The sequence below is a fragment of the Paenibacillus sp. 598K genome (genome assembly GCF_003851045.1).
Lineage (GTDB): Bacteria > Bacillota > Bacilli > Paenibacillales > Paenibacillaceae > Paenibacillus_D.
Genome location: NZ_BFBX01000085.1, coordinates 806 through 13987, shown reverse-complemented (window position 1 = coordinate 13987; position 13182 = coordinate 806). Strand labels below are relative to the sequence as shown.

The 13182-nt window shown below is 59.1% G+C and carries 8 protein-coding genes and 1 pseudogene; 3 read left to right on the top strand and 6 right to left on the bottom strand.

From position 1 onward, the window contains the following. Positions 1–493 precede the first annotated feature (493 nt). Positions 494–1852, bottom strand: coding sequence for a peptidylprolyl isomerase (locus PA598K_RS23295; RefSeq protein ID WP_128659267.1), 1359 nt, complete (start codon positions 1850–1852; stop codon positions 494–496). 408 nt (positions 1853–2260) lie between these two features. On the opposite strand from PA598K_RS23295, the gene PA598K_RS23290 reads away from it, so the two are divergent. Then, positions 2261–4531 (top strand): ATP-binding protein, encoded by a 2271-nt coding sequence (locus PA598K_RS23290; RefSeq protein ID WP_128659266.1) that lies wholly within the window; start codon positions 2261–2263, stop codon positions 4529–4531. Positions 4532–4747: 216 nt separating this feature from the next. Here PA598K_RS23290 and PA598K_RS38180 read toward each other — a convergent pair. Beyond that, positions 4748–5547 (bottom strand): annotated as a pseudogene (locus PA598K_RS38180) (transposase); the annotation flags it as partial. 171 nt (positions 5548–5718) lie between these two features. Between PA598K_RS38180 and PA598K_RS23280 the strand changes: the two are divergent. Further along, positions 5719–7038, top strand: coding sequence for a deoxyguanosinetriphosphate triphosphohydrolase family protein (locus PA598K_RS23280; protein WP_128659265.1), 1320 nt, complete (start codon positions 5719–5721; stop codon positions 7036–7038). A 267-nt stretch (positions 7039–7305) separates the two neighbouring features. On the opposite strand, the gene PA598K_RS23275 is transcribed toward PA598K_RS23280, so the two are convergent. The 3 genes from PA598K_RS23275 to PA598K_RS23265 all read right to left on the bottom strand — a co-directional run bounded on the left by PA598K_RS23275 (position 7306) and on the right by PA598K_RS23265 (position 11866). Then, positions 7306–10479: an MMPL family transporter gene (locus tag PA598K_RS23275; protein WP_128659264.1), complete on the bottom strand. Its 3174-nt coding sequence runs from the start codon at positions 10477–10479 to the stop codon at positions 7306–7308. After that, positions 10476–10940 (bottom strand): MarR family winged helix-turn-helix transcriptional regulator, encoded by a 465-nt coding sequence (locus PA598K_RS23270; RefSeq protein ID WP_128659263.1) that lies wholly within the window; start codon positions 10938–10940, stop codon positions 10476–10478. The genes PA598K_RS23275 and PA598K_RS23270 overlap by 4 nt, the downstream gene beginning before the upstream one ends. 224 nt (positions 10941–11164) lie before the next feature. Further along, positions 11165–11866 (bottom strand): queuosine precursor transporter, encoded by a 702-nt coding sequence (locus tag PA598K_RS23265; RefSeq protein ID WP_128659262.1) that lies wholly within the window; start codon positions 11864–11866, stop codon positions 11165–11167. Between the two features lie 295 nt (positions 11867–12161). Here PA598K_RS23265 and PA598K_RS23260 point away from each other — a divergent pair, with 295 nt between their 5' ends. Then, positions 12162–12746, top strand: coding sequence for a hypothetical protein (locus PA598K_RS23260; RefSeq protein ID WP_128659261.1), 585 nt, complete (start codon positions 12162–12164; stop codon positions 12744–12746). 213 nt (positions 12747–12959) lie between these two features. Here the strand turns inward: PA598K_RS23260 and PA598K_RS37410 are convergent. Beyond that, on the bottom strand, positions 12960–13182 hold a 223-nt coding region (locus PA598K_RS37410; protein WP_221414173.1), incomplete at its 5' end, for a hypothetical protein.

Genomic DNA, 13182 nt, shown 5'->3' with positions numbered 1-13182 from the left:
TGGAGCTCCGATGACCGTTTCACCAGAACTTGTGCCATTTTTCGCACATGTAGTGGTCGGTGGCACAGCCTGATCCGAGATGTAGAACAAAACATTCTGTGTACCGAAAAAAGCATGCCCTGACCGTAAGGTCCTGACATGCTTCGTTAACAGTATCGCAGCATCGGCGAAGGTATAACACAACGAGGACAGAGCGTGCACATCGCCCCCAGCCCCGCCGCTGCGTAACCGCGCAGGACGGCGCCTTTCCTGGCTACGCCGAACGGGTCACCGCCTCGACACTGCATATTGCGCAAGAGCGACGCCTTTCACAGCATCCTCAACACGCTGCCTCTACACACCGCACAGGACGACCCCATACGAGGCATCGTCCGCATGGCTCGGCGTCGCGACTGATGCATTCCTATAGGGGAGCGTCCGCACGACTCGGCCCCTGCGACATACGCATACCCCCGCAAGGGAGATCCCCCCGGCCCGGCAGCGTCGGCTGCGATTATTGCGCTGCGTTGCCTTCGGCTGGCGCATTGCCTCCCGCTGGCGCGTTGCCTTCAGCCGGCGCGTCCGCTGGCGCGTTGCCTTCGGCTGGCGTCTGCTCGCCGTTGTCGGCGGGCTCTTCCTTGTCGGTCAGCACATTGGTGATCGTCGCCTTTTCCTTGATCTCCTCCAGCCACGGCGTGATCAGCGGGCTGGCCTCTTGGCTGATGAGCTGATTGCGCAGCGACTCCGCCTCTTCCTCATAAGTCGGCGTTACTGCTTCCTGCTTGGCCGTTACCTTGATGATGTGGAAGCCGTTCGGCGATTCGACGACGTCGCTGATCGCGCCTATCTCAAGCGCGAACGCCGCTTTTTCGAACGGCTCATTCATCATACCCTTGCCAAACGCGCCGAGGTCGCCGCCCTGCTCCTTGGAGCCAGGATCCTGCGACTTCTCGCGAGCGAGCTCGGCGAAGTCTGCCCCGCCGTCGAGCTCGGCTTTCACCGCTTCCGCTTCCTCGCGCGTCCCGAGCAGGATATGCGACGCTGTCACCTGCTCTGGCGTGCCGAGCTGATCCTTGATGCTCTCGTAGTATTCCTTGACCTTCTCGTCGGTCACATTAGTCTGCGACTCGAATTTCTTGCGCAGGCCGACCTGGAAGTACAACTGCTCCTTCAACGATTCCTCGGTCAGGTTGTTCTGCATGAGGATCATCTCGAACTGCCCTTCCGGGTAGCTCGACTTGATCGACTCGAGCTCCTTGTTCAGATCCTCATCGGAGACGACGATGCCCGACTTGTCGAAATCCTGGCGGATCAACTCCTCGGTGATCAGGTTGTCGAGCGTCTGCTCGCCGAGTGTCTGTCCGTTCCCTGCCGTAGCGATCAGCTTCTCATAGAGCGTCTCCTTGCTGATGCCTACACCGTTGACGCTCGCTACGTCCTCGCCGCCGATCGCGCCGCCGCGCATCGCGCCCCAGATCGTCACGCCGATCAGCGCGATCAGCAATACCAGCGACACGCCCATCCAGCCGCGACCGCTCGCAGGCGCGGACGGAGGCGGGGTCATGCCGCTGCCGCCAGCTCCGCCGGACGTTGCTCCGCTTGTCGTCGCTACCAAGCCTTCACGCTCGGCGTCCGCATCTTCGAATGCATCGGTACGGCCGCTCTCATCGAAGCCCGCAGCCGAGGCCGGATACGGCTCGTCAGCCCGCGTCACATCCGCCTCCGGCGCAAGCTCGTCCAGCCGATCGCTCTCGAGCCCGGATGTCGTCTCGGGCGTCGTCTCTTGCGCCTGCCCCGAGTCCGTCTTGCGGCCCTCGTCGGGGGCGCTTTCTCCGTGTGCGCCGCCAGGCAGTTTGTTCTCTTCGTCCTTCATTGCCAGAAACCCCTTCCGTCTATTTGTTCCCTGATGTCTTTCGTGTCATTATTGGTCTCGCTCACGTACACTCGCTTCGCAATATCCAAGTATACCCTACGAATATAGCAAACTCATGGCGAATTTACCTTAAAACAAAATAAATTTTCGCAAACCCTCGGCCCCGTCAAGCCAGTTGCCCTTCTTTTGAGGGAAAAATTTAAAAGGCTGAATTTAAATTGCAGGATAATATTAAAGCGTGTAATATCAATAGAGCACTGGACAAAGATGAGACGGCTGACATCTACTGCATAACTTATCAATCGCAACGCGTTGCACTTAGCCGTGTCATTCCGGAGAATTGTAAGCAACGTACAAGAGAGGGAAGCTTATACCTTGCTTATAATTGGACAAAGGAGGTCCCTCAACATGTCCATTAAACTGAAGCTCTCGCTCTTCATCTCCCTGATCGTCGCGGTTACGCTAACCCTTAATATCTCCATCTACTATATATCCAGCAAAAACGAATGGATCAGCGCAGCAGAACAACAGGCAACCAGCATCGCCCGACAGATCAGCGCTACCATCGAGGTGTCGGAGCAAGCCAAGCGCCAGGTCGAGCAAGCTGTCGGTAGCTCATTGCGGTCAGCGGCCGTCGCTGCGCTCGAGCTGCTGCCCGACGACTACGAGTCGATCAGCAACGAGCAGCTCAAGTCGGTCAGCCGACAGATCGGCGTCGACGATATCACGATCTGGGTGCAGCGTAACGATGATATCGTCACCGTACGATCCTCGGAGCCCGACGAGATCGGCCTCAGCTCCCAAACCTGGGGCTACTGGCACACCGCATTCAGTGAACTGTTCGATCTGCAACCTGTTACCGTCCGCGAAGGTCAGCGCCTGGAGCATTTCTGGTCCGGCCCCTACAATTACGCCACCTCCGACCCGTCCAAGATCAATAAGTGGGGCTACTACTACGATGGCACGACCAATTATATGATCAACCCCTACCTGAATGCTCAGTCCCTGCTGGCCTTCGAACAGCTGGCTGGCACCAACGCCCTGCTGAAGCAGCTCATCGACGAGAATGCGAATGTGCTCGAGATTACCGGCTTCAACGCCGAATTTTTCGGCAAAGATCCGATCCTCCGACTCAAACGCGGCGTGCTCGTCCACAACCTCGATGTGCAGGGCATTCTCTTCGGCGATTACACCTATCGCAACGAAACGGAAGACTTGCAGCATATACTGGAAGCCTCCGAAGAACGGCATATCGTCACGAAGACCGACTCGATCGGCGGCGTCGCCGTATTGAAGAGCTTCATCCCGCTGAACGCCGATCAGGACTATGTCTTGAGCATCACGACCGACTACGAGAGCGTGCTGCAGCTGCTCAATCGCCAACTGATGCTCCATATGGGCATCTCGGCTGTACTCGTCCTGGCAGCGATGGGAGCGAGCTATACGATCTCCGGCCTGCTGCTGCGCACGCTCAACCAGATCCTGGCCAGTGTCAACACGATCGCCAAAGGGCGCTTCGGCGAGCTCATCCATATCCGCAGCCGCGACGAGCTCGGGGAGCTGGCGTCGCGTGTCAACTCGATGTCGACGAATCTGCAGCAGTACGTCGAGCAGATCCGCACCTCGTCAGAGGAGCTGCAGAGCACCAAGCAGTACCTGGAGTCCTTCATCAACCATACCTCCGACGCGATCCATGTCTCCGCTCGCGACTGTAAAGTCATCATGGCCAATCAGGCGTTCGAGACGATCTACGGCTGGACGGCGGAGGAGGTGCTCGGGCGTCCGTTAGCTTACACACCCGCGGAGCATGAGGCGGAATTCGCAGAGCTGCTGGCGCGTGTGCTGCGAGGAAAGTCGATCACCGATCATGAGACCGTCCGGCTGACCAAGTCCGGCCAGTCGATCGACGTCAGTCTGACGATCTCGCCGATCCGCGACGAGCATGATGAGATCGTGGCAGTCGCCACGATCTCCCGCAACATCACGTACCGCAAGCAGACGGAAGAGATGCTGCGGCGCTCGGAGAAGCTGTCGGTCGTCGGACAGTTGGCCGCTGGCGTCGCTCATGAGATCCGCAATCCGCTGACGACGCTGCGCGGCTTCGTCCAGATCTACAAGTCCACGGGCAAGCTCGACGATCAGCACCTCGAGCTCATGCTCGCAGAGCTGGATCATATCAATTATGTTGCCAGCGAGCTGCTCGTCCTATCCAAGCCGCATCTGATCTCCTATCAAGTGGTCCAGTTCGAGCAGATCATCGCATCGGTAGCGCTGCTGCTGGAATCGCAGATCGGCAGTCACCCCGTCTCGACCGTGATCGAGAGCGACCGCCCGCTGCCGCTCGTCTACGGCGAGCCCAACCAGCTCAAGCAAGTGCTCGTCAACCTGCTCAAAAACGCGATGGATGCGATGCCGGACGGCGGTCCGATCGAGATCGAGCTATCGGTTACAGAGCAGGAGGAGCTGCTCGTCCGCATCACCGACCACGGCATCGGCATGAGCCCCGAGCAGTTGGCGCGGATCGGCGAACCGTTCTATACGATGAAGGAATCGGGAACGGGGCTTGGGCTAATTGTATGCCAGCAGATCATCGCCAACCATCAAGGACGAATGCACCTGTTCAGCCAGGAGGGCGTCGGCACAACGGTAGAAGTGGTGTTGCCGCCTTATCATTCTTGACGATCACAGGTTAGCTTACTTGACAATATGATATGCTATGAATACTCCCACCACTTACCGATGCTGACGCTCGGTTGAAGTGGGGGTTTCAGATGTATCAACCTGATGTTCTCAGGATGCTTAACACCTGCGGAGTTGACACGTTGACGGACTGGTTACCGTCCAACCCCTCTATCCCATCGGTACGTTTCGCATGTACGTTTGGGAATACTTTTTGGTCCCGATCTGCGCCTTTGCGGCCAGCCTGACCAGGTGATGACTGACTTTGTGAAACCCGTCTTTGATCCGCCGATGGCGCCGCAGGTGCAAGCGTTCCAAACGTTTGGACGTATACGGGCCTTCTCCCGGATCTTTGCCCTGGCGAAGTACACGGGTATAGTGCGCTTTCATCTTCTTGTAGTATTGATTAATTGCTTTGAAAATCCCGCCCTTCACGAGCATCGGCCGCGCGCCGGTTGTCGTGACGAAGGTTGCGAGATTGTCTACCTCCAAGTCAATGGCCATCCTACGTTCAGAAGGAGCTGCGTCCGGCATCGGCTTGGGCTTTTCCACCGGAGTGGCGAAGATCCGTTCAACCACAAACTGTCCATGACGAGGAAACTAGCGAAAAAGGCCGTCAAGTTCTGGAACACCACCTTCAGGATGCCCTGGCTGCTCTGTGCAGGAAGGGAGCGGTAATCGGGCTGCTCCATCACCTTAAACAAGCCATCCAGGAAGGGATAGGTAAGAAAGCGCTGCGCAGGTGTCGGAAACTCAAATGGACGGGAACGATTCTTTGCCCGTCGTCGTGCATTCATCGTATCCAGATACGCGGAGAGGGTCGCCATCACTTGCTGCTGCAACGGCTGGCACGCCGCAGACTGCCCTTTAGCGGTAAACACTTGCCGGATATAAAAATTAGCGGTATTATACAGATTCCTAGCCTGCTGACACGCTTCATGAAGATAAGAAAACAACCGATGACCAGGCTTGATCCACACTTGATAGGTTTGATAGTCGAATGTTGGTGCGGACATGAGATCCATCTCCTCTCCTCCCAAATACGAATATATGTTCCCTTATATCATATCGTATCATAAGGGAGAAGGAAAGAACATTTTGAGGGTCTAGATAGAGACGCAGCAAGCGTAAGGGGACAGGAGACATGGAGATACCTGCCCCCTGATACGACGAAGAGGTGAAGCCATATGGACTTACGCAAGCTGAGGCTCGACGAACCGTCTACCAATAGCATGTTCAGCGACGAACGGGAGGCCTACGAGCGGGATTATGCCCGGCTCATCCAGTCCCCCGCCTTCCGTCGCATGCAGGGCAAATCGCAGGTGTTCGGCGCCGGCACCGGCGACTACTACCGGACCCGGCTCACGCACTCGCTGGAGGTGTCCCAGATCGCCCGCGAGGTCGCCCGGCGGCTGGGCGGTCAGTATCCTTGGCTGAGCAAGGGTGAGCATCCCGGTCTGGTCATCGACCCGGCTGTCGTCGAGTGCGCGGCGCTCGCCCACGATCTCGGCCATCCCCCCTTCGGCCATCGCGGCGAAGACGTGCTGAACCGGCTGCTCCAGGAGGAGTGCGGTCTGCCGTATGAGGGCAATGCCCAGAACTTCCGCATCCTGATGTTCCTGGAGAAGCGCGCTGGCAGCGGCAGCGGTCTCGACCTGACTGCATCGGTGCTGCTCGCCATCAACAAATACCCCGGCAGCCTGGACGATCCGGGGCGGGTCAAAGGTGTCTACGCCTCGGAATGGGCCGGCATCGACGAGCTCCGCCAGCGCTGGCAGATGCCGCCGGGCGCGCCGACGCTGGAGGCGCAATTGATGGATCTGTGCGACGATATCGCCTACTCGACCCATGACATCGAGGACGGCATCCGGGCGGGCAAGATCAGCATGAACCGATCGTTTTTTGAGGATCATCGCCTGATCCGGGATGTCGTCCAGGAGATCATCGCCGATGACGGCAATCACGCCTTCGGCTGGGAGAGCGTCGATATCCCCACCATGGTCAAGCAGGTGCTCGAAACCTACCTGGCGCAGTGGGAGTCGATCTACATCAGCTGCGAGCGCGAAGCCTCGCGTACCAGACGGGAGATGAAGGCGCGCTGGGTGAGTACCTTCGTCGGCAGGATCGGCATCATCGACGATCCCGATCACGGCTGGAAGCGCGTCACCTTCGTCCGTGACGGCGTCCAGGACTTCGGCCTGCTGCGGACGATGGAGATCCTCAAGAAGCTGGCCTGGGTGACGCTGGTCAAGGACTTCCGGGTACAGCGCCTGCAGATGCGCAGCGAGATCCGGCTGCGCGGACTGTGGGAGAGCTTCATCCAGCCCGAGTCCGGTCGTCTGATCATCCCTGCCGACTGGATGGCCAACTACGAGCGTCACAAGGACCACTGGAGCTGGCCTCGCTTCATCGCCGATTACATCTCGGGCATGACCGACACGTACGCCGAGAAGGTGTACGCCGAGCTCTACACGAGCCACTCGGGGACGATCTACGAGATGGACTAGAGGCGGCGGCTTGCCCCGGCAGGTCGCTGGGGGCGTCGCGTAAGTTCATCCGCGCGTGGCGCAGGCTCATCGGTGCGTAGCGCGCTAGTCCATCGACCTCCGCGCCGTTCCGCCGTGCATGCCAGGTCGCGATACGGAGCAGCATTCCCGAGACGCCTGCACTCGAGCAGGTTCGCCAGACAGCAACAAGCATCAGCCGAAGTCGACTGATGCTTGTTTGTTGTGCTTGCTGTTAGCTAGGGTGTGTTTGCATAACTCCTATATTTCCTACAATCCAATCTCTCGGCCGTTGCCAGAGACAGGCAAGTCCTCGTCGCTCTGCTTCATGAACGGCCACCAGTTGGCCTCGCCGAACGTCCGCACCATGACCGGTACGAACAACGGCAGCATCAGGAGCGCGTACATGAACAGTCCGCACAGGACGACGGTAGCGATCTGCAGCAGCGACAGGACGCCCGACGGCAGCATCGCGGCGAAGGTGCCGCCCAGGATGATCGCTGCCGAGATGATGACCGTGCCCATGTTCTGCATCGCCATCACGATCGCTTCGCGTGGCGAGAGATGACGGTATTCCTTGAACCGGTCCATCAGGAAGATGCTATAGTCGATCCCCAGCGCCATCAGCATGACGAAGCCGAAGAACGGTACGGTCCAGCTGATGCCGGAATAGCCAAGGATGCGGACGAACAGCACCTCTGCGATGGCCATCGACGTATAGTAGGTGAGCAGCAGAGACATAATCAGGTAAATCGGCATAACGATCGAACGCAACAGCAGGATCAGGATCAGTCCGATACCGACGATCATCAGGATCACGGTCCGGGAGTAGTCACCGTTGGAGATGTTCTCCAGGTCGTGGTTCATACTCGTGACGCCCTCGATGGCGAAGGTCGCCTGCTCATAGCCTGCGCCGCGCAAGCCGCGCTCGGCCGCCACCGACAGCTCGTCGATCCGGTCCATCGTCGACTGCGCATACGGGTTGCCCTCGAAGACGACGTCGAACTTGGCGATCGACCGATCCTCCGACATATACACATCAAGCGCCTGCTGGAACTCCTCCATATCGATCGCTTGCTGCGGGATGAACCATCCGGTCAGCTCGCGGTTCGGCGCGCCCGACAGCTCGGTCAGATACGTCTGTGCCGATCCGAGGCCATCCGTCACCTGCTGCAGTCCGTCGACGCTCTGGTCGAGACCGTCGGTCAGCTGCGTCAGTTGGTCTCCGAGCTCGGAAAAGCCGGATTGCAGCTCCGCTTGCCCGCTGGCCAATTGATCGAAGCCGCCGCTCAGCGCCGGCAGCTGCGTGACGATCTGACCTTGACCGTCGGCCGCCTGCGTCAGACCGGCCTGCAGCTTGGAGAGGCCATTGACCAGCTCGGTCAGACCTTGCGCCAAGGCTTGCTGACCGGCACTCGCCTGCTCCAGACCGCCGTTGGCCTGCTCCAGCCCAGAGGCCAGACCGGCCAGCTGCGTGTTGAGCTCGGTCAGGCCGCCGGACATCGCTTCGGCGCTGCCCTGCAGCACAGCCAGCTGCTGCGCCAGCCCTGCATAGGCTTCATCCTGCTGCAGCTCGGGGTAACGCTCGCCGAGCGAGGCCAGCCCTTCGCTGGCGCCAGCCAAGCCCTGCGCCAGCTCGCGCTGCGCGCCGGCGAACTGCTCATAGCCGGCGGTGATCTGGCTCAGGCCGCCGCCGAGCTGGCGGTAGCTGGCGAGCAGCTGCTGCGCGCCGTCAGCCAGCTGCTGGGCGCTCGCCTGCGCTTGTGACAGCCCGGCGCGGATCTCGCCTGCGCCGGCAGAGCCATCGCGCACGCCTTGCTCGATCTGCCTCAGCCCGGCGCCCAACTGCGCGACGCCCGACTGCAGCTCGCGAGTGCCGCTGATGAGCTGCTCGGTGCCGCTCACCGCTTCCTGGAGCTGCGGGGCATTGTCGCTCAGCCCCTTGCTCGCCTCGCTCAATCCTTCCTCGATCTGCGTCAGACCCGACTTGCCCTCGCCCAGGCCATCGCCGAGCTGCTCGACCTGCTGCGTCACCAGGAAGTCCTCCAGTAGCTCGCCCGTCGGACGCGTCGCGCTGCGCACAGTCTTGACGCCCTCGACGCTAGCCAGCTCGCGGCTGACCCGCTCCATCGCGGCCAGCCCCTCCGGCGTGTCGAACGGCGCGTCGGACTTGACGACGATGGTCGACGGCAGCGTATCCCCAGGGCCAAAGCTGTCCGAGATAATCTGGAAGCCGCGCACCGAGTCGTAGCTGTCACCGATCTCATCCAGCGAGTTAAACGATATCTTGCCATCGTACACCGAGAGGAACGGCACCGTCACCAGCGCCAGCAGTACGAGCGCCCATACCGGACGCTTCAACGAGAAGCGTCCCATCGCGCCCCACAGTCGGCTCGGCTTATGCTCGAGCGAGCCCCGAGCCGGCCAGAAGATCGCCTTGCCCAGCGTCGCCATAAAGAATGGCACAATCGTCACCAACGCCAGCAACAGCACCGCGATGCCGACGGCCACCGCTACCGCCGAACGATACAACGTAAAGGTCGAGAGGCCGATCGCCGAGAAGCCCACGAGAACCGCCAGGCCAGCGAAGAACACGGTACGGCCGGCGCTTTTGTATGTGCTGAGCACAGCTTCGGTCTTGTCTCCGCCGCTATGGGCAAGCTCTTCCTTGAAGCGGCTGATCAGCAGGATGCAATAATCCGTACCGATCCCGAACATGACCGCGACCATGAAGATCTGGGTGAAGTTCGACAGCGGGAAGTTCGCATACTCGACGAGGAAGGCGACGACCGACTGCGACAGCAGATAGCTGAGTCCGACCGTTACGAGCGGGATCAGCGGCGCAACCGCCGAGCGGAATACCAGGAATAGGATAAACAGGATGAAGAACAGCGTAATAATCTCCGTCTTGCGCAGCCCCTCCTGGGAGCTCTGGATGACGTCATCGCCGATTAGCCAGTTGCCGGTATAATAGTGCTCCACCTGCACGTCGTCGAGCAGCCCGTCGAGGTCGGCGCGCAGCTCCGCAGACGTCCGGTCGCCTGGCTCGGTAGCAAGCAGCGCCAGCACCGTTTTGCCGTCCTCCGATACCATCTGCCCCTCCAGCTCCGGCGTCTCCAGATGCGTCATGACCGACGTCACGCCGAGCGCCTTGCCTTCGGTCTGGAGCTGCTTGACCGCCTTGGCGATCTGCTCATGGTCGGCATCGGTCAGTCCGTTCTCATTATGGAAGACGACGACCGATGACAGCTCTCCTCCATCGCCATTGCCTGCGAGCTCCGCCGCCAGCTTGGCCGCTTCCATGGACGAATATCCGTCGGGAACGGTGATCTGCCCTTTGTCGCGCACGAGCTGCGCCATATCCGGCGCGATGAACAACAGCCCTACCGATGCAGCGATCCAGAGGGCGAGGATGAGCCATTTTAATCTCAGGATGGTCCTCATGCTTGCTTGCCGCCTCTCTCTTCATGGACTGATAACAACTTGGCCAGCTTCTCGTAGGACTCGACGAATACGCGAGCCTCCTCCTCCTCGAAGAGACCGATAAAATCGGACAACCGCTCCTGAATCTTGGCCATAATATAGACCGCAATCTCGGAGCCCCGCGGCGTGAGCGCCAGATATGTCACGCGCCGATCCTTCTCATCCGGCTCTCGCCGGATCAAGTCCTTGTCGAACAACCGGGTGATGATCGCCGTGATCGAGCTTTTGGCCACGCAGAATATCTCCGCCAGCTCCGACGAAGTGACCCGTCCATGCCTGTGAATGTAGCGAATCATCAAATACTGGTCGGCCGTGATCTCCTCCGGCACGATACTGCGGATGATCGCACTGACTTGCCGATTGACCGTAAATTGCGCCTCCTCATATCGCGTGATGATGCTCCCGAACTGATTCTGATCCATTGTCTCCTCCTCCCTACGAGCCCAATCCCGAACAACAAGCCTAAAAAACGGTTTGTCTCTCGAATAGTTCGTCTATATAATAGTTCGATAGACGAACTATATCAAACAGACAACATCGCTGTCAAGACAGGGCGGCTCGACAAAAAAACGCCTTCCCCTCAATAGGAGAAGAAGACGTTGGCGGATGGGAGGGTATATTTCAGGCAGCCTGATATAAGTGCACACTACACCTTCGACGCACCTGGATGATCATCCGGATGGTTGATCTTGCGCGCCGCATAGAGGACGGGCGTCGCCGCCGCAGAGATGAGGAACTTCAGCACATACGTCGTCACGAGAATCTCGAGCCATACCCCAAGCGGGTAGACGCCTGCAAAGGCGATGGTGCAGAACACCAGCGTATCGATCATCTGGCTCACTCCCGAGCTGCCATTCATTCGCAGCCACAGCTGTTGACGCGACGGGAAGCGCCGCTTCAGATAGGAGAAGAGCCGAACATCGAGCAGTTGGCTGATCAGATAGGCGCACAGACTCGCGGCGACGAGCCGGGGAGCCAATCCGAAGATCGCGACCAGCGCATCCTGCGCCAGATCGCCTGGCTGCGGCGTGAACACGAGCGCCATCTGCATGATGATCATCGAGACGATTAAGGTAAAAAAGCCGAACCATACAACCTGCCGTGCTTGCTTCTCGCCATGCTTCTCATTAATTAGATCGGTAGCCAGATAGATCGTCGCATAGATCGTATTGCCTAGCGTGGCCACGATGCCCACCAGCTCGATCGTCTTGATGACCTGGATATTGGCCAGCACGGTCGCCAGCGCCACCCACACGAATAGCCCCTTCTTGCCGAAGAGGCGATAGCACAACAGGAACAACCCGAAATTGACCGCTACGAATAGCAGGCCCCATAGCAAATTAAACATCTGTCAACGCTCCTTAGTTTTGGTAACGCGGGAGGATCTCGAACCGCGAGTCGGTCCGGGCTGCGGCCCGGCCGCCTGTCTATTCGACAGTCTGCCCATTAATGTACTACAGATGCCGTTATCTCGCAAGCGAATCTTGGTCCGACCCCCGACCTGAGACTAGGTAAAAAACCATACCTTGGGCCGTTACCCCACGACTTGAAATCGCCTATTATAGTAGCAGGTACTAAATAGAGATAGAACGTCCCGGCTCGACCTTCTACATATACTCATTACGCCAAAGGAGCGTTGTCCCATGTACGAAGCGATCTCCCCTACGGTAGTAGGACTGCACGCGCTGCTGTTGATCCTCTGGGCTGTCGCCGCCTACTACGCGACCAGTCTGACCAAGCTCTCTACCCAAGCGGTGCTTAAGCAACGCGCGCGCAAACTGCTCTGGCTGCTGCTGCCCATCGTCCTGCTGACAGGCAGCCTCGTGCTGACGATGACGGTGCCTTACTTGCGGCTCTCCGGCCCGCCGCTCCATGAAGGGTTGTTGCTGCAGGTACCGATGCTCATGCTATCCACCGCAGCCATGTTGCTGTTCTCGCTGCCCCGGCTATGGTCGATCGTCCGTTATATCGGCAGCTCCCGCAAGCCGCTATGCCCCGAGCAGCGCAGGCTCGCCGCCGATCCTTACTTCGTTACGCCTGTGTTCGTCTCTACAGCTAGCGCTGCCTGCAGCCTCTACTATGCGCTCGCGCCGCCGCTGGCGCTGACGCTCTCCTGGAAGCAGCTGCTGCTGCCTCCGCTGGCGTTGCTCCTCGTATTCGGCATCGTCGCGATTGCGCAGCAGCGGATACACCGTCGGCTCAGCTCGCCGGCACGGCAGGCGGCGTAGTCGTTCGATCCTGAACTAACGTTCCGATTAGTGTGACAAGGAGTGGGGAAGCGTGACGAGGACTGGGGGAGCCTGCCGCTCACATGTTGCGAGCGAGTAGGTCGGAAGACCTGTTAGCGCTTTGTTACAGCTGTTATCCCTTAGCAGTAGATTGCTTTAGCCCAAACCAAGGCCAGATTCGGCCGAACGGATAGCGATAACTGCAAAATGCAGTTAAGCGTTGATAGGGACCGCACGAGGATCGCCCATAGTCAGGCCATGCACGTACCGCGAATGGAGCAAGTCTCCATAAGCGATGAAGACGCGAGACCGTGCAACGTCTATAAGAACGATATTAGGATCGCCCATAGCTAGATTGTAGGCTGGTTTGTCGGTCGTATAGACCGGAGCACTGGCGCAAGGCACACAGGCCTCCGCCTCCACATCGATGTGGAGG